The 23,684-nt window shown below is 69.8% G+C and carries 24 protein-coding genes; 7 read left to right on the forward strand and 17 right to left on the reverse strand.

Annotation, left to right across the window (positions count from 1 at the left end):
* Positions 1–16: 16 nt before the first annotated feature.
* The 3 genes from ABIE21_RS11835 to ABIE21_RS11845 all read right to left on the reverse strand — a co-directional run bounded on the left by ABIE21_RS11835 (position 17) and on the right by ABIE21_RS11845 (position 2,058).
* Positions 17–892 carry an EamA family transporter gene (locus tag ABIE21_RS11835; RefSeq protein WP_354025009.1) on the reverse strand — a complete coding sequence of 292 codons (876 nt, stop codon included), beginning with the start codon at positions 890–892 and terminating at the stop codon, positions 17–19.
* Positions 893–937: 45 nt separating this feature from the next.
* Positions 938–1,354 carry a MerR family transcriptional regulator gene (locus ABIE21_RS11840; RefSeq protein ID WP_354025010.1) on the reverse strand — a complete coding sequence of 139 codons (417 nt, stop codon included), beginning with the start codon at positions 1,352–1,354 and terminating at the stop codon, positions 938–940.
* Between the two features lie 92 nt (positions 1,355–1,446).
* A complete protein-coding gene (locus ABIE21_RS11845) occupies positions 1,447–2,058 on the reverse strand; it encodes a LysE/ArgO family amino acid transporter (RefSeq protein ID WP_354025011.1) in 612 nt (203 codons plus the stop codon).
* 71 nt (positions 2,059–2,129) lie between these two features.
* On the opposite strand from ABIE21_RS11845, the gene ABIE21_RS11850 reads away from it, so the two are divergent.
* Together ABIE21_RS11850 and ABIE21_RS11855 are read left to right on the forward strand one after the other, a co-directional pair.
* On the forward strand, positions 2,130–3,014 hold the full coding sequence (locus ABIE21_RS11850; protein WP_354025012.1) for a LysR family transcriptional regulator ArgP: 885 nt from the start codon (positions 2,130–2,132) through the stop codon (positions 3,012–3,014).
* Positions 3,015–3,041: 27 nt separating this feature from the next.
* The gene (locus ABIE21_RS11855) at positions 3,042–3,545 is read left to right on the forward strand and encodes a GNAT family N-acetyltransferase (protein ID WP_354025013.1); all 504 of its coding nucleotides are present in this window, start codon (positions 3,042–3,044) and stop codon (positions 3,543–3,545) included.
* Positions 3,546–3,674: 129 nt separating this feature from the next.
* On the opposite strand, the gene ABIE21_RS11860 is transcribed toward ABIE21_RS11855, so the two are convergent.
* Positions 3,675–4,403, reverse strand: a complete 729-nt coding sequence (locus ABIE21_RS11860) for a DUF72 domain-containing protein (RefSeq protein ID WP_354025014.1) — start codon at positions 4,401–4,403, stop codon at positions 3,675–3,677.
* A 66-nt stretch (positions 4,404–4,469) separates the two neighbouring features.
* Here ABIE21_RS11860 and ABIE21_RS11865 point away from each other — a divergent pair, with 66 nt between their 5' ends.
* Positions 4,470–5,672 carry an alpha/beta fold hydrolase gene (locus tag ABIE21_RS11865; RefSeq protein ID WP_354025015.1) on the forward strand — a complete coding sequence of 401 codons (1,203 nt, stop codon included), beginning with the start codon at positions 4,470–4,472 and terminating at the stop codon, positions 5,670–5,672.
* Between the two features lie 20 nt (positions 5,673–5,692).
* Here ABIE21_RS11865 and ABIE21_RS11870 read toward each other — a convergent pair whose 3' ends face one another.
* Positions 5,693–6,517 (reverse strand): siderophore-interacting protein, encoded by an 825-nt coding sequence (locus ABIE21_RS11870; RefSeq protein ID WP_354025016.1) that lies wholly within the window; start codon positions 6,515–6,517, stop codon positions 5,693–5,695.
* Positions 6,518–6,568: 51 nt separating this feature from the next.
* On the reverse strand, positions 6,569–8,074 hold the full coding sequence (locus ABIE21_RS11875; RefSeq protein ID WP_354025017.1) for a SulP family inorganic anion transporter: 1,506 nt from the start codon (positions 8,072–8,074) through the stop codon (positions 6,569–6,571).
* 69 nt (positions 8,075–8,143) lie between these two features.
* Between ABIE21_RS11875 and ABIE21_RS11880 the strand changes: the two genes are divergently transcribed.
* Positions 8,144–9,052, forward strand: coding sequence for an ABC transporter ATP-binding protein (locus ABIE21_RS11880; protein ID WP_354025018.1), 909 nt, complete (start codon positions 8,144–8,146; stop codon positions 9,050–9,052).
* On the forward strand, positions 9,049–10,683 hold the full coding sequence (locus ABIE21_RS11885; RefSeq protein WP_354025019.1) for an ABC transporter permease: 1,635 nt from the start codon (positions 9,049–9,051) through the stop codon (positions 10,681–10,683). The genes ABIE21_RS11880 and ABIE21_RS11885 overlap by 4 nt, the downstream gene beginning before the upstream one ends.
* 3 nt (positions 10,684–10,686) lie before the next feature.
* Here the strand turns inward: ABIE21_RS11885 and ABIE21_RS11890 are convergent, their stop codons facing one another.
* The 11 genes from ABIE21_RS11890 to ABIE21_RS11940 form a co-directional block, all read right to left on the reverse strand.
* Positions 10,687–10,908, reverse strand: a complete 222-nt coding sequence (locus ABIE21_RS11890) for a hypothetical protein (RefSeq protein WP_354025020.1) — start codon at positions 10,906–10,908, stop codon at positions 10,687–10,689.
* Between the two features lie 159 nt (positions 10,909–11,067).
* The gene (locus tag ABIE21_RS11895) at positions 11,068–11,328 is read right to left on the reverse strand and encodes a hypothetical protein (RefSeq protein ID WP_354025021.1); all 261 of its coding nucleotides are present in this window, start codon (positions 11,326–11,328) and stop codon (positions 11,068–11,070) included.
* A 352-nt stretch (positions 11,329–11,680) separates the two neighbouring features.
* The gene (locus tag ABIE21_RS11900; protein ID WP_354025022.1) at positions 11,681–12,481 is read right to left on the reverse strand and encodes an SDR family oxidoreductase; all 801 of its coding nucleotides are present in this window, start codon (positions 12,479–12,481) and stop codon (positions 11,681–11,683) included.
* Entirely contained in the window at positions 12,481–13,236 is a 756-nt protein-coding gene (locus ABIE21_RS11905; RefSeq protein ID WP_354025023.1) for an SDR family oxidoreductase, read from the reverse strand. The genes ABIE21_RS11900 and ABIE21_RS11905 overlap by 1 nt, the downstream gene beginning before the upstream one ends.
* A 73-nt stretch (positions 13,237–13,309) precedes the next feature.
* Positions 13,310–14,068: an SDR family oxidoreductase gene (locus ABIE21_RS11910; protein WP_354025024.1), complete on the reverse strand. Its 759-nt coding sequence runs from the start codon at positions 14,066–14,068 to the stop codon at positions 13,310–13,312.
* 93 nt (positions 14,069–14,161) lie between these two features.
* Positions 14,162–15,052 carry a sigma factor-like helix-turn-helix DNA-binding protein gene (locus tag ABIE21_RS11915; RefSeq protein ID WP_354025025.1) on the reverse strand — a complete coding sequence of 297 codons (891 nt, stop codon included), beginning with the start codon at positions 15,050–15,052 and terminating at the stop codon, positions 14,162–14,164.
* Between the two features lie 32 nt (positions 15,053–15,084).
* Positions 15,085–15,978 (reverse strand): RNA polymerase sigma-70 factor, encoded by an 894-nt coding sequence (locus ABIE21_RS11920; protein WP_354025026.1) that lies wholly within the window; start codon positions 15,976–15,978, stop codon positions 15,085–15,087.
* A gap of 364 nt (positions 15,979–16,342) precedes the next feature.
* A complete protein-coding gene (locus ABIE21_RS11925) occupies positions 16,343–17,527 on the reverse strand; it encodes an ROK family transcriptional regulator (protein ID WP_354025027.1) in 1,185 nt (394 codons plus the stop codon).
* A gap of 66 nt (positions 17,528–17,593) precedes the next feature.
* Positions 17,594–18,595 carry a sugar phosphate isomerase/epimerase family protein gene (locus tag ABIE21_RS11930; RefSeq protein ID WP_354025028.1) on the reverse strand — a complete coding sequence of 334 codons (1,002 nt, stop codon included), beginning with the start codon at positions 18,593–18,595 and terminating at the stop codon, positions 17,594–17,596.
* A complete protein-coding gene (locus ABIE21_RS11935) occupies positions 18,592–19,758 on the reverse strand; it encodes a Gfo/Idh/MocA family protein (protein ID WP_436232338.1) in 1,167 nt (388 codons plus the stop codon). The genes ABIE21_RS11930 and ABIE21_RS11935 overlap by 4 nt, the downstream gene beginning before the upstream one ends.
* A 118-nt stretch (positions 19,759–19,876) precedes the next feature.
* On the reverse strand, positions 19,877–20,920 hold the full coding sequence (locus ABIE21_RS11940; protein WP_354025030.1) for a substrate-binding domain-containing protein: 1,044 nt from the start codon (positions 20,918–20,920) through the stop codon (positions 19,877–19,879).
* A gap of 218 nt (positions 20,921–21,138) precedes the next feature.
* Here ABIE21_RS11940 and ABIE21_RS11945 point away from each other — a divergent pair, with 218 nt between their 5' ends.
* Both ABIE21_RS11945 and ABIE21_RS11950 read left to right on the forward strand, forming a co-directional pair.
* Positions 21,139–22,659 (forward strand): sugar ABC transporter ATP-binding protein, encoded by a 1,521-nt coding sequence (locus tag ABIE21_RS11945; protein WP_354025031.1) that lies wholly within the window; start codon positions 21,139–21,141, stop codon positions 22,657–22,659.
* On the forward strand, positions 22,656–23,684 hold the full coding sequence (locus tag ABIE21_RS11950; RefSeq protein ID WP_354025032.1) for an ABC transporter permease: 1,029 nt from the start codon (positions 22,656–22,658) through the stop codon (positions 23,682–23,684). Before ABIE21_RS11945 ends, ABIE21_RS11950 begins: the two co-directional genes overlap by 4 nt.

The raw sequence follows: 23,684 nt of genomic DNA on the forward strand, positions 1-23,684 counted from the left end.
CGCGTCGCCGCCCGGTTCAGACCGCGAGCGGCTCGGGCGGCCGCGCTCCGGCTGAGCGCACGGCGCCGATGCTCGCGATGATGACGAGGCCGATCGCGATCGCGCCCACGACGGTGAACTCCTGGCCGAGGATGACGAGACCGGCGATGGTGGCGATCGCGGGCGCGAGGCTCATCAGGATCGCGAAGGTCGATGCGGGGAGCCGGCGCAGCGCGAGCAGCTCGAACGCGTACGGCAGCGTCGACGACAACAGGGCGACCGCCGCGCCGAGCAGCAGGATGCCCGGCTCGAACAGCGCGCTGCCGGTGAACCCGATACCGAACGGCAGCGTGATGAGCGCGCCGACGCTCATCGCGATCGCCAGCCCGTCGAAGCGCGGGAAGTGCTCGCCCGTGCGCGCCGAGAGCAGGATGTAGCCCGCCCAGGTGGCGCCGGCGCCGAACGCGAAGACGACTCCGAGCGGGTCGAGGTGTCCGAAGCTGCCCTGGCCGAGCAGCACGACCCCGGCGAGCGCGATGATCGCCCAGACCCACCGGGAACGTCTGCGACTGGCGAGCACCGAGACCGCGAGCGGGCCGAGAACCTCGATCGTCACGGCGGCTCCGAGCGGGATACGGGCGAGTGCCTCGTAGAACAGGAAGTTCATGGCCGCGATGGCGAAGCCGAACGCGACCACGGTCGCCCAGCTCGAGCGCCCGTAGCCGCGCAGGGTGGGCCGGCTGACCGCGAGCAGGATGAGCGCCGAGAAGCCGAGCCGCAGCGAGACGACGCCGAGCGCGCCGATGGCGGGGAAGAGCAGCACCGCGAACGACGCCCCGACCTCCTGCAGCGCCAGCCCGCCGACGACCAGCCCGACCGACCCGAGGGGAAGCGCCGAGCGCGGGGAAGCCATAGAGCAACCGTAGGCGCTCGCGCGGGTCCGCCCGTGCGCGGCCGGCTAGCTCGGGATGGTGCCGCGGTAGAACTCGATCTTGCTCTGGATCTCCTCCAGCTCGAGCTGCATCACCGCGATGCGGTCGATGACCCGGTCCCGGTGCTCCTCGAGCACGGCGAGACGTTCCGGCTCCGTCCCCGCCTCCCGGGAGAGCTCGGTGAACGCCCGCACGTCACGGATGCGCATCCCTGTTCTGCGCAGCATCGCGAGGGCGCGGATCCAGCTGATGTCGCGCTCGAAGTAGCGCCGGCGGCCGGCGGAGTTGCGGTCGAGCGGGTGCAGGGTGAGTCCCTCGCGCTCGTAGTAGCGCAGCGCGTCGACGGTCAGCCCCGAGACTGCGGCCGCTTCCCCGATCGACAACCCTCCCAGCACCGGCTGGCTGTTGTCCTCCACGGCAGGCGGAACGACCGTTTGCAGCATGTGACCCCCCATAGGCTGCGGCGAAGTGCGCCGTCAGCCACAGCGTAGCGAAGAACCCTCAACACGAGCAACGCCCGCGGGCGACGGCGCTCTCAGTGCGCGGCGCCGACCACGAGCGAGACTGCGATAGCGACCATGGTCACGGCGATGACGGCGTCGAGCACCCGCCAGGCGGCTGGCCGCGCGAAGACCGGCTGCAGCAGGCGGGCGCCGTAGCCCAGGGCGGTGAACCAGACGATGCTGCCGAGCGCCGCTCCGAGCCCGAACCACCACCGGTCGTCGCCGTGCGCGTTCGCGACCGAGCCGAGCAGCACCACGGTGTCGAGGTACACGTGCGGGTTGAGCCAGGTGAGCGCGAGGCAGGTGGCGAGGGCGGCGGCGAGCGACGTACGCACCGCGGGCACGCCCGCCTCGAGTGCGGCGGGGCGCCACGCCCGACGGGCCGCGAGGAAGGCGTAGACCAACAGGAAGGCGGCTCCCGCGTACCGCACGACCACGAGCGCCGCCGGGAATGCCGCGAACACCGCGCCGGCCCCCGCGATGCCGAGCAGGATGAGGGCGGCGTCCGACAGCGCGCACACCAGCACGACCGCCAGCACGTGCTCGCGCCGCAGCCCCTGCCGCAGCACGAAGGCGTTCTGCGCGCCGATGGCGACGATGAGCGAGAGGCCGAAGCCGAAGCCGGCGAGTGCTGAGAGGATCATGTGCCAAAGCTAGGGCGGCACTGTCGTGTAGTCCAGCTACGGATTCTTCACAAGCATTAGCATTGCTAATCATGGATCTCGATCTCGCCCAGCTGCGCGCGCTCAGTGCGACCGTCACCGAAGGCACGTTCGAGGCGGCGGCTCGCAGCCTCCACGTCACGCCGAGCGCCGTGAGCCAACGGATCAAGGCGCTCGAGTCGTCGGTCGGCCGCGTGCTGCTGCAACGCACGAAACCGGTCGTGGCGACCGAGTCGGGAGAGGCGATCCTGCGGCTCGCGCGCCACATCGACCTGCTGACGGCGGATGCGCGTCTCGACCTCGGCGACGACGAATCCCGCGTCGCCCCGGTCAGCATCCCGATCGCGGTCAACGGCGACTCTCTCGCCACCTGGATCCTGCCCGCCCTCGCCTCGCTGCCGACGTCGATCTGCTTCGACCTGCACCGCGACGACCAGGAGCACACGACCGCTCTGCTGCGGGCGGGAACGGTGATGGCCGCCATCACCGCGGTGCGCGACCCCATCCAGGGCTGCACCTCCGTCGCGCTCGGCAGCATGCGGTACCGCGCGATGTGCACGCCCGGGTTCGCCGAGACGTGGTTTCCGCGCGGCGCGACACCGGCCGCCCTCGCCGCCGCGCCCGTCGTGGTCTTCGACCGCAAAGACGATCTGCAGGACGCGTATCTCAGGCGGCAGGCGCCGGGATCGCCGCATCCGCCCCGGCATTTCATCCCCTCGTCTGCGGACTTCGTCGCCGGCATCACCCACGGCCTCGGCTGGGGAATGGTACCCGACCTGCAGGGCGAGCCGTTCGAACGTGCGGGCGTGCTCGTCGAACTGTCGCCGGGAGACGCGGTGCACGTGCCGCTGTACTGGCAGCAGTGGCAGCTGCAGTCGGCGAGCCTCGAGCTGGTGGCCGCCGCGGTTCGGGATGCCGCCGCCGCCGAACTGCGCTGAGTCACCCCCGGTCGTAGGATCGAACCCGTGCCATTTTCGAGTTTCACCTTTGAGAACGTGTCGTGGGACGACCACCGAGCCGCGCGCCTGCGCTCCGTCATGGACGCCGAGATGTCGGTGCGCTACGCGAACCACACCCCCGAGCCGGAGCCCGCAGAGGTGACAGCGCGCCGCACGGCCTCGCTCGCCGTCGACCCCGCCGACGTGCGCGCGGTCGTGCTGGTGCTCGACGACGACGGAACCCCCATCGCGCACGCCGCCCTGCGCGAGCTGCGCGGCGACTGGGAGGTCAAGCGCGTCATCGTGTCCGACGCCCACCGCGGGCGTGGCATCGCGCGGGCGCTGATGAACCACCTCGAGTCGCTCGCCAGGGCGGCCGGAGTGAGCCGTCTCATCCTGCAGACCGGCGACCGCCAGCCCGACGCGGTCGCGGTCTACGAGCGCGTGGGCTACACGCCGATCCCGATCTACGAGCCCTACGTCGAGACGATCCCGAACTCGCTCTGCTTCGAGAAGGTTCTCGCCGCGTAACACGTGCGGCGGCCCGCGCGGCGGCGAGTTGTCACCAACGGGGGTATCCGGCCCGCAGACGGCCCCGTTTGCGACAAGTCGCGGCGCTTCGACGGGCTCAGCCGCCGACGCGCGCGGGCGGCCGACTGGTCAGCGGCCCAGCATGCCGCGCAGCGTCAGGGCGTTGCGCACCGCGTTGCCCTCGCCGTCGTTGTTGAAGTAGGCGAACACGTCGCGGCCGGATGCCTCCCACTCGCGGATGCGGTCGGCCCACCAGGCGAGGTCGGCGTCGGAGTACAGCCCTCCGTAGAGGGCGTCGTGGTCGGGCCCGTGCAGCCGCAGGTAGACGAAGTCGGCGGTCGCCCGGAGGATGCACGGAAGGCCCGCGCCGCTCATCACGCAGTACGCGGCGCCGTGCCGTTCGAGCAGGGCGAACACCTCCTCGGTGTGCCAGCTGTCATGCCGAAACTCGACGGTGACACGGATCCAGTCGGGCAGCGCCCGGAGGAAGTAGTCGAGCCGGGCATCGTCGCGCGGCATGCCCGGCGGCAGCTGCACGACGAGCACCGCACGGCGGTCGCCGAGCTCGTGCCAGCAGCGGGCCATCCGTTCGATCCAGACGTCGGGGTCGTACAGCTTCCTGGCGTGGGTGAGGCCGCGCGGCGCCTTCACCGACATGAGGAAGCCCTCCGGCAGCCGCTGCCGCCAGCCTGCGAAGGTGGTGTCGCGGGGCCAGCGGTAGAAGCTCGCGTTGAGCTCCACGGTGTCGAACTGCGACACGTAGACGCCGAGCCGTCTCGCCGTCGGCAGCCCCGGCGGGTAGAGCACGTTCTGCCAGTGGTCGTAGCTCCAGCCCGAAGTACCGATGCGCGTGGTCATGACCCAACGCTAGAGCCGCGGCATCCCGGCCTTGCCGAGCGTTGCTCCAGCGGACAGAATGTGCCCATGCCCCGCCTGCTGCGTGCCTTCTCGGTGGCCGCGCTGTGCGGCCTGCTGCTGAGCGGCTGCTTCGAGGCCGACCGCCGGCTCGTCGAAGGCGTCATCGAAGAGAGCGAGGCGCCTTCCTTCTACGAGGCGCCCGACCCGCTCGAACCGGGACCCCCCGGCGAGCTCGTGAGGTCTGAGCCGATCGCCAGCACCATGACCGGCTCGGTCGCATGGCGCGTGCTCTACCACTCGCGCGACCTGAACGGGGTCGACATCCTCGTCTCCGGTGTGGTCGTCGCCCCGGCGGGAACGGCACCCGCTGGCGGCCGCCCGGTCGTGTCGTGGGCGCATCCGACCACGGGATCGGCGCCGCGCTGCGCGCCGTCTGTGGGGGCCGACCCCTTCGACTTCATCGAGGGTCTGCGGGCGTTGCTCGACGCGGGATACGTCGTGGCGGCGACCGACTACCCGGGCATGGGCGCCGCGGGACCGGACTCCTACCTCGTCGGCACGAACGAGGGAAACAGCGTTCTGGATGCGGCCCGCGCCGCACGCGCCATCGACGAGGCCGGGGCGAACGACGACCTGCTGCTCTGGGGCCACTCGCAAGGCGGGCAGGCGGCGTTGTTCGCCGCGCAGGACGCGGCCGCCTACGCGCCTGAGCTGCGGCTCGAGGCCGTCGCGGTCGCCGCCCCCGCCACCGACCTCGCCGCCCTGCTCGAGCGCGTCATGGCCGACGTCTCGGGCATCACGCTCTCGTCGTATGCGCTGCAGTCGTACTCGACCGTCTACGCCGACCGCGGCGCGACCCTGGAATCGCTGCTCACGCCGGCGGGGGTCGCGGCCACCCCGAAGATGGCCTCGCTCTGCCTCATCGGTCAGAACTCGGCGATCCACGACATCGCCGGTCCGCTCGTGGGCAACTACTTCAGCGGCGACCCCGCGACCGTCGACCCCTGGGCGACGCTGCTGGCCGAGAACTCGCCGGGCGCCGTGCCGCTCGCGGTTCCCCTGTTCGTGGCTCAGGGCGACACCGACACCCTCATCGACCCGGCCACCACGAGATCGTTCGCCGACCACGAGTGCGCGATCGGCTCCGAAGTGACCTACCTGCCCATCGCCGACACCGGGCACGGGCTCGTCGCTCTTCGGGCGGTCGACCGGGTCATCGCCTGGTTCGACGACGTGCGTGCCGGCCGGCCGGTCGACTCGCACTGCTGAGAGGCACGGTCGCGGCCGGCTCAGTCGGCGATCACACCGATCGGCTCGCGCTTCTCGGCCTGGAACCGGTCTTCGGTGCGCCCGTAGGCCCAGTACCCCGAGAGCGAGAAACGGTCGCGGGGGATGCCGCGGCGGGCGAGCACGGCGCGCACCGCCTTCATCGCCTCGCGCTCGCCGTGCGCGAACACCTGCGCGTCGACGCCCTCCGGCCACTCGGCGTCGTCGACGGCGGTCGCGAGCAGGTCGGGAGTGCGGGCTCCGTCGCGCAGGATCCAGTTCAGGATGACTCCGGCCGGGGCCGTGAGCAGCTGCACGTCGGTGTCGTCGTCGACCTCGATGTGGGCGACGCCGCGGGCGTCTTCCGGCATGGCCTCGAGCGCCGACGCGATCGCCGGGATCGCCGACTCGTCGCCCGCGAGCACGTGCCATCCGGTGTCGGCGCGCGGCGCGTATGCGCCCCCCGCGCCGCCCAGCACGAGGGTGTCGCCCGCGACGGCGCCCGCCGCCCACGGCCCGGCGACGCCCTCTGTGCCGTGCACCACGAAGTCGATGACGACCTCGCGGGCCTCGGAGTCGATGCGGCGGATCGTGTATGTGCGAACGACGGGCCAGTCGTGCTGCGGCAGCGACTCGCGCAGCGCCGTGAGGTCGTAGGGCGGTTCGAGCCCCAGTTCGGGCTTGACGAAGATCACCTTCGTGTACTTGTCGGTGAACTCGTTGCCGATCAGGTCGTCGAAGCCGGCGCCGCCGGCGACCACCCGCACCATGCGCGGCGTGAGCCACTCGGTGCGTACGACGGACAGGACGATCTGCGAGCGCGCGGGACGCGGAGTCTGGGTGGTCATGTCTCTAGCCAATCATCTGAAGGAGGGGAGCGTGATGAGGTCGCCGTGCGGTCAGTTCAGGTGCCCGGTGATGCGCCCGTGGAAGTTCGCGCTGCGCTCGTCGAGCCCGCGCACCTCGACGGTGGCCCCGTTGCCGCGGTACTTCTCCTCGATGGCGTCGAGGGCGGCGACGGACGACGCGTCCCAGATGCGCGACTCGGTGAGGTCGATGACCACGCGCCCGGGGTCGTCGGCGCGGAAGAACCGGTCGGCGAGGCCGCTGCTCGAGGCGAAGAAGAGAGCACCCCGCACGCGGTACACGACGACCGCGCCGTCCTCAGACAGCTCCCGCACCACGTCGAACGCCGAGGCCGCCCTCTGCAGCAGCAGCAGCGCCGCCAGAACGGCGCCCACCCCGACGCCGATCGCGAGGTTGCTGGTGATGACGACGGATGCGACGGTGACCACCATGACGACGGTCTCGGAACGCGGCATCCGCCTGACGACGCTCGGCCGCACCGAGTTCCAGTCGACGGTGCGCACCGCGACGACCATCATGACGGCGGCGAGCGCGACCATCGGGATGACCGCCATCACGCTCGAGAACACGGCGACGAACAGCAGCAGGTAGACACCGGCGAACAGGGTCGACAGGCGGGTGCGGGCGTGCCCGATCTTCACGTTGACCACGGTCTGGCCGATCATCGCGCAGCCGGCGACGCCGCCCCACAGGCCGGAGAGGATGTTGGCGACGCCCAGCCCCCACGACTCGCGCTTCTTCGACGACGGACTGTCGGTGAGGTCGTCGACGAGCTTCGCGGTGAGCAGCGACTCGATGAGCCCGACGAAGGCGACGGCGATCGCCGTCGGCGCCACGAGCAGCAGCGTCTCGATGGTGAACGGCACCGCGAACGGGGTGATGCCGGGAAGGCCGCCGGTGACATGGCCCTCGTCGCCCACGGTCGGAACGGTGATTCCGACCGCGACGGTGAGCGCCGTCACCGCGACGATCGCGACGAGCGGTGCCGGCACGACGGTGGTGAGCTTCGGGAACAGCCAGATGATGAGCAGCGTGAGCACGAACAGCGGGTACACCTGCCACGGCACGTTGACCAGGCTGGCGATCTGGGCGACGAAGATCAGGATGCCCAGGGCGTTGACGAAACCGATCATGACCGAGCGCGGGATGAACCGCATCGCCCTGGCCAGGCCGGTGACGCCGAAGACGATCTGGATGACGCCGGCGAGGATCACCGTCGGCAGCAGGTATTCGACCCCCTCGGCGTGCACGAGCGGTGCGACGACGAGGGCGACGGAGCCGGCCGCGGCCGTGACCATCGCGGGCCGCCCGCCGAGGAACGACATCGAGATGGCCAGGACGGCGGATGCGACGAGCGCGTTGACGGGGTCGACGCCGGCGATGATCGAGAACGAGATGACCTCGGGGATGAGCGCGAGCACGGTCACGGCGCCGGCGAGCGCCTCGACCCCGATCAGGCGGGGGTCGCGCAGGATCGCGCGCAGCGGGCGGGATCCGCGGGCGTTGATCTCGCGGGGTGTGAGGCGGGTCTTGGGCACCCTTCACTGTAGGCGAGCGTCGCCGTGGGGAGTTCCCAAGACCGCGGAACCGGCGTATCTTCGTGGCTCATGAACGCATCGGTCATCGAGGCGAGCGGCCTCGAGAAGCGGTTCGGGCGTGTGCGCGCCCTCGACGGTCTCGACCTGAGCGTGAGCGCCGGCGAGGTGCACGGTTTCCTCGGGCCGAACGGCGCGGGAAAGTCGACGACGATCCGCATCCTGCTCGGCCTCGCCCGGGCCAGCGCGGGCTCCGTCGCCCTGTTCGGCAGGGATCCGTGGCGCGACGCCGTCGCCCTGCACGACCGGGTCGCCTACGTTCCCGGCGACGTGAGCATCTGGCCCAACCTGTCGGGCGGCGAGACGATCGATCTGCTGGGCAGGCTGCGTGGCGGAACGACCGACGCCAGGCTCTACGAGAGCCGCAAGGCCGGCCTGATCGAGCTGTTCCAGTTCGACCCGACGAAGAAGGGCCGCGCCTACTCGAAGGGCAACCGCCAGAAGGTGGCGCTGATCGCCGCCTTCGCAACCCCCGCCGAGCTGTATATCCTCGACGAACCCACGAGCGGCCTCGACCCCGTGATGGAGGCGGTGTTCGACGGCGAGATCCGCCGCGTCGCGGCGGAGGGCGCCACGGTGCTGCTGTCGAGCCACATCCTGAGCGAGGTGGAACAGCTGTGCGACCGGGTCACCATCATCCGGGCCGGCAGCACCGTCGAGACCGGAACGCTCGAGAGCCTGCGGCATCTCACCCGCATCGAGGTCTCGTTCGCCGCTGGACCGTCGGATGCCTCGCTCGCCACGATCCCGGACGCCCACGACCTGCACGTGGCCGGCGGGCGTGTGCGCTTCACGGTCGACGACGAACGGTTGCCCGCCGTGCTGCCCGTGCTCGGGAGTCTCGGGGTGCGCGCCCTCGTGGTCGAGCCGCCGTCGCTCGAGGAGCTGTTCCTGCGCCACTACGGCGACCCGAAATCGTGAGCACTCCGGGCTGGGTGAGCACCCTCGGTGCGCTCGTGCGCCAGCGGGCTCGACGCGACCGCCTGCAGATCGCGGTCTGGGCGGTGAGCACCGGGCTCCTGGCACTGACCGCGGCGACCGGGGTCGCGCAGACCTACGGCGACGACGCCGAACGTGCCGGGATCATGCGCCTCGCGGTCGCGAACCCCTCCATCCTGCTGCTGCGCGGCCTGCCGCAGGGGGCCGAGCTCCCGGCCTTCGTCTTCTTCCAGATCTTCACTTACCTCGCGCTGATGTGCGCGTTCATGGCCGGTTTCCTCGCGGTGCGGCACTCGCGGGCCGAGGAGGAGTCGGGTCGCGCCGAGCTCGTCGCGTCGACGCGGGCCGCCCGCACTCTGCCCACCGTGGCGACCGTCGTCCACGGCGTGGCGGCGAGCGTCGCCCTCGGCGTCGCCGTGGCACTGGGCTTCGTCGCCGGAGGACTGCCCGTCGCCGGGGCTCTCGTGTCCGGGGCGGCGACGGCGGCCGTGGGCGTGGCCTTTCTCGGCGTGGGGCTGCTGGCCGCCCAGTTCGCGCGCACCTCGCGCGGGGCGAACTCCATCGGGGCGGCCGCGATCGGGGTCGCCTTCCTGTTGCGCGGGGTCGGCGACGCGCTCGGCACCCCGTCGGACGACCGTCTCTCGATGACGAGCGCGTGGCCGAGCTGGCTCTCCCCCATCGGCTGGGCCCAGCACACCGGGGCGTTCACCGCGGACGACCTCGCACCCCTGCTGCTCTGCCTGGCCCTAGCGACCGCCTGCATCGCCGCGGTCTTCGCCGTGCAGGCATCGCGCGACAGTGGTGCGAGCCTGCTGCCGGAGAGGATCGGCCGCCGCGCCGCCGCTCCGTGGCTCTCGGGATCGTTCGCGCTGGCATGGCGCCTGCAGTGGCCGTCGATCGTGGGCTGGACCCTCGGCGGCGTAGCGACCGGCCTTCTCGCCGGCTCCCTGGCGGGCGTGGTGATCGAGGCGGCACGCACGAACCCCGAATTGGCCGCCACGCTGCGGTCGATCGTTCCCGACGCCGACGCCTCGGTGGCGCAGGTGCTCATCTCCGCCATGTTCGCGATCGCGGGAGTCGTGGCTGCCGGCTGTGCGATCCAGGCGGTGATCCGGCTGCGGCAGGAGGAGACGGGCGGCACAGCGGAGCCACTCCTCGCGGCACGGCTCGGGCGGGTGCACTGGCTCGCCGACTATCTGGTGCTCGGCGTCGTGGCCATCTCGCTCGTGCTTCTGGGCGCGGCCCTCGCCTCGGCCGCCGGCGTGCTCGTCAGCGGCGACGACCCCGCGCTCATCGCGGACTCCTTCGCTGCGGCGGCGGCCCAGCTGCCGGCAGCGCTCGTCTATCTCGGCGTGCTCGCGCTGGTCTTCGTGCTGCTCCCGTCCGCGACGTCGGCGCTCGGCTGGACACTGCTCGCCGCGGGCAGCTTCCTCGGCATCTTCGGCGCACTCGTCGGCGCCCCGGAGTGGCTGCGCGACGTGTCGCCGTTCTCGCACACGCCGGTGGCTCTCGGAACGTCGACCGACTGGAGCGGCGGGGCGTGGCTGGCCGTTGTGGCCGTCGCCGCGGCATCCGTCGCCCTTCTCCTCATGCGCCGCCGGGAGCTGCGCTGACCGCTAGGCCCGTGCCCGCGTGTAGTAGGCGCGAGCGCTGCCCACGTCGAGGTAGAGGAAGCGCCAGTCGCCCTGAGCCGGATGCAGGCTGATCAGATCGGGCTCGCCGAGCAGGTCGGGCGGATCCTCCCCCGCCGAGAGAAACACGACGAGGCTCTCACTCGTGGTGTCGAGCACCGTCGGCTCCGAGAGCTCGGCGAGATAGGCGTGTGCGATCACAATCACTCCCCATGGGCATCGTGAAAGCGTCAGCGGTCGCCTGCGGACTCGCCGAGCGGGTAAGCAGGCGAACCAGCGGTGACACCAGACACTTCGACCGGTCGGGATAACTCGGTCACGCCACAACCTACGCGGCTCTGTGTGCCGCGTCCATAGAAATGTTGGCTAGGCGGCGTAGCGCAGCCCGTGGACAGCGCACAGGGGCGAGTCGGTCAGTTCGAAATGACTGTAGAAGGCCTGCGCCCCGTCGCGGTCGAAGTAGACCAGACACCAATGGCCGGCCGCCGGGCGCACACTGATCACCGTCGGGTCGAGCAGGCAGGTCTCGGGCTCGTCGCCGGCGGTGAGGAAGAGCACGAGGCACTCACTCGTCGGTCGGGACTGCGAAGACTCCTCCACAGCGGCCAGGTATGTCGTTCCGCTCACGTCGTGCTCCAGATTGCGTGTGCACGGGTCTCTCGACAGCACCTGATCGTCCTAGGGAGACGTCGTGGTGCGGCAGAGAGTTCGGGCAACTCCGGTGGTCGAGATACCTCGACCATGCGTCACATTACGTGAGAGCGCTTCGCCAAACCATACATTGACAATTTGTTTTGTGCCTCTGATCAGCGATTTCGTCGCGAGAAACCAACTGCCCGGTTTCCTTCTGACCTCGCGCGACATCGCCGAGGTGGTCCGGCGGCGGGTGGGACCAACCGTGCTCTGCTTGGCGCTGCCCTGCCGGGCCGCCTGAAACCCAGTGCTCCCGCTCTTAACTCACGGTTCGGCCGGACCCGGCTCAACTCCCCTCGTCGCCGAACAACAACGGCGCGGCGTGGCGGCCATGGGCGTCGTCCACCGCGGCGACACCGTCGAGCCACATGGCCAGGGTCGTCTCGGTGAGGATCGCCTCCGGGCCGGGGGCGAGGAGCCGGCCCTCGATGTTGAAGCCGACCGGGCGAACGTCGGGCGCGCGCACCACGTAGCGCTCGTCGTGGTGGTGCAACAGCACGCGACGCACGAAATCGTCGAGCGAGAGCCGCTCGGGGCCCGCCACCTCGCTGATCTGCTGGGTCGGCGCCTCCCTTGCGATGCTCACGAGGGCGCCGACGACGTCGTCGGAGGCGACGGGGCGCATCTCGATCGGGGGAAGGTGGATGGTGTCGTCGACGGTGTTCCAGTCGGCGATGAGCCGTGCGAACTCGAAGAACTGCGTCGATCGCAGGATCGAGTAGGGCACCCGGCCCCGGCGCACCTCGTTCTCCTGCGCGAACTTGGCGAGGAAGTAGTCGCTCGTGTCGACCCTGTCGACGCCGACGATCGAGAGCACGATGTGATGGCGCACGCCGGCGTCGAGCTCGGCCGCCAGGAGGTGGCGGGTCGAGGTGACGAAGAAGTCCTCCTCGCCGCCCACGGCCGAGGGACCGGACACGTCGATCACGACGTGCGCGCCGACCAGCGCCGCCCGCAGGCCCTCCTGGGTCACCGTGTCGACGCCCGTGCTGGGCGCGGCCGCGATGACCGCCTGACCCATGGCACGCAGTTGGTTCACCACCTTGGTGCCGATGAGTCCGGTGCCGCCCACCACCACGATCTTCATCAGGCCGCGTCCTTCTCGATCCACGCCCCGTAGCTCGTGGGGGCGATGACCGCGTCGACGCCGGGGAGCAGCTCGCGTTCGCTCAGGGTGTTGCCGAAGTAGCGGGCGAGCGGATCGGCCACGACGTCGCGGGGGTCGTAGCGGGAACCCAGGTCGCGGCGCACGAGGTCTTCGAGCCGAAACCGGTCTGGCCCGGCATTCTCGACGATTCGCCCCGTCGGGGTGCCGACCGCCGTGCGGGCGACGGCAGCGGCGACGTCGTCGGCCGACATCGGCTGGATGAGCGCCTGAGCGACCCTCACGCGGTTGCCGCTGGTCGCCGAGTCGGCGATGCTGTGCAGGAACTCGAAGAACTGGGTGGCGTGCACGATCGAGTACGGCACGGTCGACTCGGTGACGAGCTGCTCCTGGACGAACTTGGCGCGGAAGTAGCCCTGCTCCGACTCGGCCAGCCGGTCGGTGCCGACCACGGAGAGCACGACGTGGTGCTTCACGCCGGCTGCGGCGCCGTAGGTGAGCAGGTTGAGGGTGGATGTCTCGAAGAACTCGAGTGCGCCCGCCTCGTCTTCGTACGACGAATTCGACGTGTCGACGACGACGTCGGCGCCGGTGAGCACGTCGGCCAGCCCTTCGCCGGTGAACGAGTTGACGCCTGTCGCGCGGGACGCGGCGACGGCCTCGTGGCCGTGCGCTGCGAGCAGCGCCACGAGCCTCGTACCGATGAGGCCGGTACCGCCGATTACTACGATCTTCACGATGTGCCTTTCGCTTGACTTGCGGATGTTCGGTGGCGCGGCGGCCCGGGCACGGGCCGCCGCCGTGCCTGGACTAGTTGGCGGGTACGGGCTGCGCCGCGAGCCAGTCCTCGAAGCGGGTCTCGAAGACGAGCGCGTCGCCGGCGGGCACGAGGGTGCGCTCCTCGAGGACCGCGCCGAAGTACGGGGCCGACGCGTCGACCACGACCTCGCGCGGGTCTCCGCGCAGGGCGAAGGCCTTGCGCACGAGCTCGTCGAGACCGAACTGCTCGGGGCCGGCGATGTCGACGGTGCCGTTCAGCGGGGCGCCGACTGCGGTGCGCCCGACCGCGCTCGCGACGTCGTCCGCGGCCATGGGCTGGACGAGTGCGTGGGACAGGCGCACGGTGTCGCCCCGGGTGGCCTCCTGCGCGATGCTCTTCACGAACTCGAAGAACTGGGTGGCGTGCACGATGGAGAACGGCACGCCCGACTCCCTGATGAGTTTCTCCTGCGCGACCTTGGCCCGGAAGTAGCCGCTGTCGGGCAGACGGTCTGTGCCGACGACGGACAGCGCGACGTGGTGGCCTACTCCCGCGGCCTTCTCGGCGGCGAGGAGGTTGCCGGTGGAGGTGCGGAAGAACTCCATAACAGCGTCAGCCTCGAACGAGGGCGAGTTCGACACGTCGACGACGACCTGCGCGCCGTCGAGCACCTCGGCGAGGCCTTCGCCGGTGAGGGTGTTGACACCCGAGTTCGGCGATGCGGCGATCGCCTCGTGGCCGTGCTCGGTGAGCTTGGATACGAGCTTCGAGCCGATCAGTCCGGTTCCGCCGATAACTACGATCTTCATGGTGAGCCTTTCGATGCGTGCCTGCGGCGTTCTCGCCTTCGGTCAATCAGCTATGACCGGGCAGCTCATCGGTTCGTGACGGGGTGCTCCAATTCAGCCCCGGTTCCACCGTTCGAGCTTCTCGGGGTTCAGTACCATCCAGACATCCGTGACGAGGCTGTCGCTGATATTGAAGCTGACCACCCCGACGACCGACAAGCCCCTGCGCACCACGAGGCCCGACTGTCCGTTCACCGGCTGGGTCGTGATCTCGACGTCGCCGGGCTCGTCGAAGACGTGCAGGACGAGCGGCACGACCCGGGTGACACCGCGGAACGGCTGCTCCTCGGCCATGACCCTGCCTCCGCCGTCGGCGAGGGCGACGACGTCGGGCGCGAGCAGCGCGGCGAGCGCGGTCGCGTCGCCCGACTCCCACGCCTCGCCGAAGGCGCGAACGACGGCGGTGTGCGCCTCCGGAGAGGTCTCGTGGGAACGCAGACGATGGATGTTCCGGCGCGCGTTCGATGCGAGGGTGCGGCTCTCACGGGCGGTGCGTCCGACGATGTCGCCGATGGCGTCGAACGAGACGCCGAAGACGTCGTGCAGCACGAACGCCACGCGCTCTTCGGGGGCGAGGGAGTCGAGGAGCACGAGCAGCGCCATGCTCACCGACTCGTCGAGGGTGATGCGGTCGAGCGGGTCGGCCGGCGGGGCGTTCCGGCCCACCGAGGTGTGGGGCACGGGCTCGGGGAGCCACTCGCCGACGTAGCCGTCGCGGCTGCCCCGCCGGCTGGCGAGGATGTCGAGGCAGATGCGAGCCGCGGTGCGCGTGAGCCAGGCGCGAGGGACGGCGATCGCGTCGCGCTCGGTCTCCGGCATCGTGTACCAGAGCGCGTAAGCCTGCTGGACCACGGCCTCCGCCTCGGCCGTGGAGCCGAACATCCGGAAGGCGAGGTTCACCAGGTGCGCGCGTTCGCGCGCGACGTCGCGCGGCGACTCATCCATTTCCATTCCTCCCGGGGATCGACCCGGCACCGTCACGCCGAAAGGGCACTCACGCCGACGATCTTGGCGGGGTTCATCATCCAGAGCAGCTGGTCGATGCCCTCGGCCGAGGCGGTGACGGTCACCACCGTGAACGCCTCACCGTCGCGGGAGATCACCACCGAGGCCTGCCCGTTGGTCTCGATCCAGCGCAGGTCGACGTCTTTCCAGAAGTGCGATGAGAAGGCGGAGACGAACTTGGCGACCCGCGCGCGACCCGCGACCGGGATGCGCGCCGCGAGTTTCACGCCGTTGCCGTCGGAGTAGCTGACGACGTCGGCGGCGAAGAGGCCCTCGAGTTCGGAGAGGTCGCCCGACTGGGCAGCGGCGAGGAAGGCGCTGAGCAGCCTGCGTTGCTCGGGTGCGCTCGCGGGTGTGCGTCGCTCGGCGGCGAGGTGTTTGCGCGCGCGGCTGACCAGCTGGCGCACGGCGGGCTCGGAGAGCTGCACGACGTCGGCGATCATGCGGTACGAGTAGTCGAACGCCTCACGCAGCACGTACGCCGCGCGTTCCGTCGGTGTGAGCTTCTCCAGCAGGATCAGCACCGCGAACTGCAGCGCCTCCCCGCGTTCGGCGCCGAGCTGCGGGTCTGCACTCGTGTCGACTGGCTCGGGGAGCCACGGCCCGATGTACGTCTCGTGCCGCGACCGGGCGGACTGCAGCACGTTGATCGAGAGGCGCGTGGTCATGGTGGCCAGGAAGGCGGGCGGGTTCTCGACGAGCGCCCGGTCGTAACGCTGCCAGCGCACCCAGACGTCCTGCACGATGTCCTCCGCCTCGGCGGCGCTGCCGAGCATGCGGTAGGCGATGCCGAACAGGCGCGGCCGCACGCCGCCGAAGTCTGCCGCGGCCTGCTCCAGCTCCTTGTCTGCCGAACCTGCATTCATGTCGAGCCTGCTTTCCTGACCGAGTGCCTTCTGCCGGGGTGGTCCCCCTGTGCCGGATCGCGCATAGAGCGGGCCGTCGCAGGCTACGACAACGCAGCATCCGCTTCTGTGACGCATTCTTCGAAAGACGTCTCCGGCGACCCCGACCAGACACTGCCACGATGGCAGAGGCGACCGCACGCTGGCAATGAGTAGGGCCCCGGCCGGCCGGCCGACCCACGCTGGGTGGCCAGTTGTGGCGGGCATGCAGGCGCAGACAGGTGCCGAAGTGGCCAGCCAGCTGAGGCGAGGCGGGCCGGGCGGGGCGGGGCGGGGCGGGGCGAGGCGGGCGGGGCGGGGCGGGGCGGGGCGGGCGAGGCTCTGCCTAGAGCGACATGCGGTCGATGCCCTCCGGCGAGAGGGAGTGGTGGATGGCGAGGATGCTGGCACCCAGCACGGCCGCGTTCACGCCCGCCGCGGACTGCACGATCGTCAGCCTGCTCGTGGCGAGCGGCATCGACCGGGTGTAGATGATCTCGCGCACCCCGGCGATGAGGTGGTCGCCGACCGCCGCCATCGATCCGCCGACGGCGATGACCGAGGGGTTCATGAGGCTCACGCACGCGGTCAGCACCTCGCCGAGGTCGCGTCCGGCCTGGCGCACGGCCTGGATGGCCTCGATGTTGCCGTGCTTCACGAGGTCGATGACCGCGCTCGTGCTGCCCACCTCGAGACCCGCGTCGCTCAGCGACCGCGCGATGGCGGGCCCGGAGGCGAGAGCCTCGAGGCATCCGCGATTTCCACAGTGGCAGGCGATGCCGTCGCCGCGGGAGATCTGTACGTGGCCGATGTCTCCGGCGACGCCCTGCGCGCCGCGCAACAGGTGGCCGCCGGAGATGACGCCGGCACCGATGCCCGTGGCGACCTTCACGAACAGCAGGTTGTCGGTCTGCGGCCAGGCGAACGCCTGCTCGCCGAGCGCCATGATGTTCACGTCGTTGTCGACGAGCACGGGCACCTCGAGCTGCTGCTTCACGAAGCCGGGCACGTCGAACTGGTCCCAGCCGGGCATGATCGGCGGGTTGATCGGGCGCCCGGTGCTGTGCTCGACGGGGCCGGGCAGCCCGATGCCGATCGCGATGACGTCTCTCTGCGTGAGCCCGTGCTTCTCGAGCAGGGCCCGACCCGACTCGACCATCCAGTTCAGCACGATCTCCGGGCCGTCGGCGATGTCGATCGTGCCGATGATCTCGCCCACGATCGCGCCGCTGAGATTGGTCACGGCGATGGTCGCGTGAGTGGCGCCGACGTCGGCGGCGAGCACGAACTTCGCCGAGGGGTTCAGGGCGAATTGCGACGAGGGGCGTCCGCCCGTCGACTGCGCGTCTTCGACGGGGCCGATCAGGCCGAGGCTCATCAACTCTTCGACACGCAGCGCGATCGTGGAGCGGGCGAGGCCCGTCTTGGCCGCCAGTTCCGCGCGGGTTCGCGGCGAGCCATCCCGAAGCAGCTGGAAAAGCTCGCTTGCGCCTGTTCCCCCGAGCGTCGAGGCGCGACCGATGTCAACCATGTTTCAAGTGTTGCACGGTCGAGTTAGTGCGGATTGCAGCGGACATCTGACGCCAGCGAACGTAACTCAGCGGTTCTTGAAGGCCGCATCGAAGGCGGCGTCGGGGGCGTCGAACGCGAGCCGCTTGACGAAGGCGAGAGCCTCGGGCGCGCCGACGAGGCGGTCCATGCCGGCGTCTTCCCACTCCACCGAGATGGGGCCGTCGTAGCCGATCGTGTTGAGCATACGGAAGCTGTCTTCCCACGGCACGTCGCCGTGGCCGGTGGAGATGAAGTCCCAGCCGCGACGCGGGTCGGCCCAGGCGAGCAGCGAGCCGAGGCGTCCGTTGCGCCCGTTCGACATGCGCTTCTTCGTGTCCTTGCAGTCCACGTGGTAGATGCGGTCCTTGAAGTCCCAGAGAAAGCTCACCGGGTCGAGGTCCTGCCATACGAAGTGGCTCGGGTCCCAGTTGAGGCCGAACGCCTCGCGGTGGCCGATCGCCTCCAGGGTGCGCACGGTGGTCCAGTAGTCGAAAGCGATCTCGCTCGGATGCACCTCGTGGGCGAACCGAACGCCCACCTCGTCGAACACGTCGAGGATCGGGTTCCACCGGTCGGCGAAGTCCTGGTAGCCGGCGTCGACGAGCTCTTGCGACACGGGCGGGAACATCGCCACGTACTTCCAGATCGACGACCCGGTGAAGCCGATGACGGTCTTCACGCCCATCGCCGCGGCGAGCCGGGCGGTGTGCTTCATCTCCTCGGCCGCGCGTTGGCGCACGCCCTCCGGGTCGCCGTCGCCCCACACCACGTCGGGCAGGATGTCGCGGTGCCGCTGGTCGATCGGGTCGTCGCAGACCGCCTGGCCCTTGAGGTGGTTCGAGATTGCCCAGACCTGCAGCCCGTAGCGCTCGAGCAGTTCGAGTTTGCCGTCGACGTAACCGGGCTCGTCCCAGCGCCACGGGTCGAGGTGGTCGCCCCAGCAGGCGATCTCGAGTCCGTCGTAGCCCCACCCGGCGGCGAGTTTCACGACTTCCTCGAACGGCAGGTCGGCCCACTGGCCGGTGAAGAGGGTGATGGGCCTGGTCATGATCGAACTTCCTTCTGGTCGGTGTCGATGGTCGTCCATGCGCTGCCGTCTGCCGCACTCGACTCGACGGAGGCGAGCACGCGCTGCACCTGCAGCCCGTCGGCGAACGAGGGGCGCGGCTGGGTCTTCGAGGAGATCGCCTCGACGAAGTCCTTGGCCTGGTGCGAGAAGCCGTGCTCGTAGCCGAGGGTGTGGCCGGCGGGCCACCAGGCCGCGACATACGGATGCTCGGGCTCGGTGACGAGGATGCGTGTGAATCCCTGCGTCTCGATCGGCGCGGTGGCGTCGAAGAACTGCAGGGAGTTGAGGTCTTCGAGGTCGAAGGCGACGGCGCCCGTGGAGCCGGAGATCTCGACGCGCAACGAGTTCTTGCGTCCGGAGGCGAACCGGCTGGCCTCGAAGCTGCCGAGGACTCCCGATTCGAATCGCGCCGAGAACAGCGCGAGGTCGTCGACGGTGACCGTGCCGCGTTCCGTCGACGCCGTGCCCGACAGCCCGCGCGACTCGGCGAGCAGCGGCCGTTCGCCGACGATGGTCTGCAGCACGCCGGAGACGGCGGCGATGCGCTGCCCGGAGATGAACTGCGCGAGGTCGATGGCGTGCGCCCCGATGTCGCCGAGCGCGCCCGAGCCGGCGCGTGCCTTGTCGAGCCGCCAGGTCATGGGCGAGTCGGCGTCGGAGAGCCAGTCCTGCCGGTAGCTCGCGCGGATCTGCCTCACCTCGCCGATGCGGCCGGCCGCCACGAGGTCGCGGGCGAGGGTCGCCGCCGGCACCCGGCGGTAGGTGAAGCCCACCATCGCCATGACCCCGCTGTCCGCGGCGCGAGCCGCGGCATCCGTCATCGCCTTCGCCTCGTCGACGCTGTTGGCCAGCGGCTTCTCGCACAGAACGTGCTTGCCGGCGTTCAGTGCCGCGATCGCGATCTCGGCGTGGGAGTCGCCCGGCGTGACGATGTCGACCACGTCGATGTCGTCACGCTCGATCACCGACCGCCAGTCGGTGGCGGTCTCGGCCCAGCCCCAGGTGTCGGCGGCCGCACGCACGGCCTCTGCCGAACGGCCGACGAGCACCTGCATCTCGGGCCGAAGCGGCAGGTCGAAGAACCGCGGTGCCGTTCTCCAGCCCTGCGAGTGGGCCGCGCCCATAAATCCGTGGCCGATCATCGCTACGCGCAATGGGGCGGTGTCTCGTGACATTCCTGAGCCTTCCGTAGAGGGGCACCCACGCCGATGCGGCGTGGGCACCCCTTCGATACGACGTACCTTCGGTCGCTGGTGCTTGTTACGACTCGAATGCGGTCGGCAGGTACTTGTCGACGTTGTCGGCGTCGACGACCGGTGCGTTGAGCACGATCCGGTTGGGTACCTCGACCTCGACGAGGTCGCTGAGCGCCTTGCCCTGCGCGACCAGTCGGGCGAGACGGATGCCGTCGGCCGCCTGCGTGGACGGGTAGATGACGGTGGCCTTCAGCACGCTGTCACCCGACTTGATGAGGTCCATGGCGTTCTTCGAACCGGCGCCACCGACCATGATGAACTCGTCACGGCCGGCCGACTCGATCGCGGCCATGACGCCGAGGCCCTGGTCGTCGTCGTGGTTCCAGATCGCGTCGATCTGCGGTGCCGCGGCGAGCAGCTGCGAGGTCACGGCCTCGCCGCCGGCAACGGTGAAGTCTGCCGCGACACGGTTCGAGACCTCGAGGCCGCAGTCGTCGAGTGCGTCTGCGAAGCCCTTGCTGCGGTCCTGGGTGAGCGGGAGCGAGTCGATTCCGGCGATCTCCGCGACGATCGCGTCGGGGTTGTCACCGACCTGCTCGCAGATGTAGGTGCCGGCGCTGACGCCCATGCCGTAGTTGTCGCCGAGGATGGTGACGCGGGCGGCGAAGGTCGACGAGAACTCGCGGTCGACGTTGATGACCGGGATACCGGCCTCCATCGCCTTGGTCGCGACGTCGGTGAGGGCCGCGCCGTCGGTCGGCAGCAGCACGATGGCGTCGACCTTGTCGTTGATGAAGCCCTCGACCTGGCTGATCTGCAGGCTGGCGTCGTTGGTGCCCTCGGCGACTCTCAGGTCGATGTCGGGGTACTTCTCCGCTTCGGCGACGGCCGCCGAGTTGATGGCGCCGAGCCAGCCGTGGTCGGCGGCGGGGCCGGAGAAGCCGATGACGATGGTCTCGCCCGACTCCTCGTTATCGGCGTTGTTGGTGGGGCCGGTGTTGCCGCCGTCGGTGGTCCCGGTCGTACAACCGGCGAGAAGTGCGACTGCGACGAACGATGTGCCGATGAGTCCGAGCGTCTTACGACGCGGGGAGCGGTGTGTAAGCATGTGGTTCCTCCTGTGGGTGAAAGCGGGTGCCTCTTCGCGAATGCCTCGAAGACGCCGGCTTTTCTCCGGCCGCTTTGCCAGATCCAGTCCCACACGTCGACAGTGACATTGGATGCAACGTAGCAGAGCGTTGCCGTCAAAGGAACGACTTTCTCCGACAAATGTTGAAAGTTGCATTTTGCGCGACAAGTTATGTCTGCCTCTGCTAGATTGCCGGAATGATCACTGTCGACCATGGCTCGCCCCTCCTCGAGGTGCGCGGCGTAACCAAGTCCTTCGCTGGCGTCGCCGCCCTCAAGGGCGTCGATCTGTCGATCGTCCCCGGCGAGGTGCACTGCGTCCTCGGCCAGAACGGCGCGGGCAAGTCCACCCTGATCAAAGTTCTCTCCGGCGCGTACACGCCCGACGGCGGCGAGCTGATCTGGCAGGGCGAGAGCGTCGAGATCTCCGGTCCGACCGCCGCCCTCCACCTCGGCATCGCGACCATGTACCAGGAGCTCGACGTCGTCGACGGTCTCACGATCGCCGAGAACATCTTCCTGGGGCACGAGCTGTCGAACGGCGGCGTGCTCAAGGTGCGCGAGGCGCACAAGCGCACGAAGGCCATCCTCAAGCGGCTCGGGCACCCCGACCTGTCGCCCTCGCGCGAGGTTGGGTCGCTGTCGCCGGCCAACAAGCAGATTGTCTCGATGGCGAGGGCGCTCTCCCGCGACATCCGTCTCATCGTCATGGACGAGCCCAGCGCCGTCCTCGACTCCGAAGAGGTCAAGAACCTGTTCCGGGTCGTGCGCGAGCTGACCAAAGAGGGCATCGCCGTCATCTACATCTCGCACCGGCTGGCCGAGATCCGCGAGATTGGCGACCGCATCACCGTCATCAAAGACGGGCGCACGACGGCGAGCGGCCTGGAGGTCGCCTCCACCCCCACCGCGCAGCTCATCACGCTGATGACGGGTCGCGACGTCGAGAACGTGTTCCCTCCGGCGGTGCCGATCCCGGATGACGCGGCCGAGGTGCTGCGGGTCGAGAACCTGTCCGTCAAGGGCACGTTCGACCCGCTCTCGTTCTCGGTGCGCGCGGGCGAGATCTTCGGACTGGCCGGGCTCGTCGGCTCGGGTCGCTCCGAGATCCTCGAGACCATCTACGGCGCGTTCAAGCCGTCGACCGGCGAGGTGTACATCCGCGGCACAGCGGTGCGCAGCGGCTCCGTGCCCGCCGCGGTCGCGCGCGGCATCGGGCTCTCGCCCGAGGAGCGCAAGAGCCAGGGCCTGATCCTCGAGCAGCAGATCTACCGCAACGTCACCCTCTCGTCGTTCGGGCGCTTCGCCCGCGGCGTGTTCCTCAATGAGAAGCTCGAGCGTTCGACCGCGCGCGCCCAGCTGGAATCGCTCGAGCTGCGGCCGGCCGACCCCGACCGCGCGGTGGGCCTGCTCTCCGGAGGCAATCAGCAGAAGGTGATGCTCGCCCGATGGCTCGTGCACGGCACCGACCTGCTGCTGCTCGACGAGCCCACCCGCGGCGTCGACGTCGGCGCCCGCGCAGAGATCTACTCGCTCATCCGCCAGCTGTCGGCGGCAGGGACCGCGATCGTCGTGGTCTCGAGCGAGATCGAAGAAGTACTCGGACTCGCCGACCGCGTTCTCGTGATCGCGGAGGGCGAGACCCTCGCAATTCTCGACGCCCGAGAGATCGACGAGCCGGGCGTACTCGACCTGGTTATGAAAGGAAGCGCCGAATGAGCGATCACACCGCGACATCCACTGGATCCGCCCCCGGCCCCAACCGGGCGTCCGCCGCCGTCAAGTCGGTGCTCGGCAGCGCTGCCGGGCGCAACATCGGCCTGGTGATCGCGCTCATCGTGCTGATCATCGTCGGCACGGTCACGAGCGGCGACCGGTTCACCAACATCAACAACGTGCTCACGATCGTGCGGCTCGCGTCGGTGACCGGGGTGCTCGCGATCGGCATGACCTTCGTCATCATCGCCGGCGGGATCGACCTCTCGGTCGGCTCCGTGCTCGGACTCTCGTCTGTGGTCGCCACACTGGCCGCCGTGCAGGCCGCCGCCGCGTCGTTCTGGCCGCTGATGATCATCGTCGCCCTCGCGGTCGGACTCGCGGCCGGGGTGATCAACGGCATCATCATCGCCTACGGAAACGTGGTGGCCTTCATGGCCACGTTGGCGATGCTGATAGCCGCGCGCGGATTCGCCGAGATCCTCTCGAACCGCACCACCCAGACGGTGAAGGTGAAGGGCTTCCTCGAGTTCTCCGACGGCAGCTTCCTCGGCATTCCCACGCTGGTCTGGATCTTCATCCTGGTCTCGGCCGCCGGTTGGGTTCTGCTCAACCGCACCACCTTCGGCCGCCGCACCGTGGCGATCGGCGGCAACCGCGAGGCGGCCCGTCTCGCCGGCATCAACGTCAAGCGCCACCTGCTCTACCTGTACGCCCTGAGCGGCCTCACCGCCGGAATCGCCGGAATCATGCTCACGGGACGCACGACCTCGGGCACGTCGACGCACGGCACGCTGTACGAGCTCGACGCGATCGCCGCGGTCGTCGTCGGTGGAACGCTGCTGGTCGGCGGTCGGGGCAGCATCGTCGGCACCGTGCTCGGCATCCTGATCTTCAACGTGCTGACCAACATCTTCACGCAGAACAACCTGAACACCTCGGTGCAGGCCATCACCAAGGGCGCCATCATCGTGGTCGCGGTGCTGATCCAGCAGCGCTTCGCCAACCGCGACGTGCGGCGGTCGTAG

This window comes from Conyzicola nivalis (genome assembly GCF_040548875.1).
Lineage (GTDB): Bacteria > Actinomycetota > Actinomycetes > Actinomycetales > Microbacteriaceae > Conyzicola > Conyzicola nivalis_A.

What these genes read in the sequence shown, in the direction of transcription:
- ABIE21_RS11835 (WP_354025009.1), bottom strand. Translation starts at nt 892, where the DNA reads ATGGCTTCCCCGCGCTCGGCGCTTCCCCTCGGGTCGGTCGGGCTGGTC.
- ABIE21_RS11840 (WP_354025010.1), bottom strand. Translation starts at nt 1,354, where the DNA reads ATGCTGCAAACGGTCGTTCCGCCTGCCGTGGAGGACAACAGCCAGCCG.
- ABIE21_RS11845 (WP_354025011.1), bottom strand. Translation starts at nt 2,058, where the DNA reads ATGATCCTCTCAGCACTCGCCGGCTTCGGCTTCGGCCTCTCGCTCATC.
- ABIE21_RS11850 (WP_354025012.1), top strand. Translation starts at nt 2,130, where the DNA reads ATGGATCTCGATCTCGCCCAGCTGCGCGCGCTCAGTGCGACCGTCACC.
- ABIE21_RS11860 (WP_354025014.1), bottom strand. Translation starts at nt 4,403, where the DNA reads ATGACCACGCGCATCGGTACTTCGGGCTGGAGCTACGACCACTGGCAG.
- ABIE21_RS11865 (WP_354025015.1), top strand. Translation starts at nt 4,470, where the DNA reads ATGCCCCGCCTGCTGCGTGCCTTCTCGGTGGCCGCGCTGTGCGGCCTG.
- ABIE21_RS11870 (WP_354025016.1), bottom strand. Translation starts at nt 6,517, where the DNA reads ATGACCACCCAGACTCCGCGTCCCGCGCGCTCGCAGATCGTCCTGTCC.
- ABIE21_RS11880 (WP_354025018.1), top strand. Translation starts at nt 8,144, where the DNA reads ATGAACGCATCGGTCATCGAGGCGAGCGGCCTCGAGAAGCGGTTCGGG.
- ABIE21_RS11900 (WP_354025022.1), bottom strand. Translation starts at nt 12,481, where the DNA reads ATGAAGATCGTGGTGGTGGGCGGCACCGGACTCATCGGCACCAAGGTG.
- ABIE21_RS11910 (WP_354025024.1), bottom strand. Translation starts at nt 14,068, where the DNA reads ATGAAGATCGTAGTTATCGGCGGAACCGGACTGATCGGCTCGAAGCTC.
- ABIE21_RS11915 (WP_354025025.1), bottom strand. Translation starts at nt 15,052, where the DNA reads ATGGATGAGTCGCCGCGCGACGTCGCGCGCGAACGCGCGCACCTGGTG.
- ABIE21_RS11920 (WP_354025026.1), bottom strand. Translation starts at nt 15,978, where the DNA reads ATGAATGCAGGTTCGGCAGACAAGGAGCTGGAGCAGGCCGCGGCAGAC.
- ABIE21_RS11925 (WP_354025027.1), bottom strand. Translation starts at nt 17,527, where the DNA reads ATGGTTGACATCGGTCGCGCCTCGACGCTCGGGGGAACAGGCGCAAGC.
- ABIE21_RS11930 (WP_354025028.1), bottom strand. Translation starts at nt 18,595, where the DNA reads ATGACCAGGCCCATCACCCTCTTCACCGGCCAGTGGGCCGACCTGCCG.
- ABIE21_RS11935 (WP_436232338.1), bottom strand. Translation starts at nt 19,758, where the DNA reads ATGATCGGCCACGGATTTATGGGCGCGGCCCACTCGCAGGGCTGGAGA.
- ABIE21_RS11940 (WP_354025030.1), bottom strand. Translation starts at nt 20,920, where the DNA reads ATGCTTACACACCGCTCCCCGCGTCGTAAGACGCTCGGACTCATCGGC.
- ABIE21_RS11945 (WP_354025031.1), top strand. Translation starts at nt 21,139, where the DNA reads ATGATCACTGTCGACCATGGCTCGCCCCTCCTCGAGGTGCGCGGCGTA.
- ABIE21_RS11950 (WP_354025032.1), top strand. Translation starts at nt 22,656, where the DNA reads ATGAGCGATCACACCGCGACATCCACTGGATCCGCCCCCGGCCCCAAC.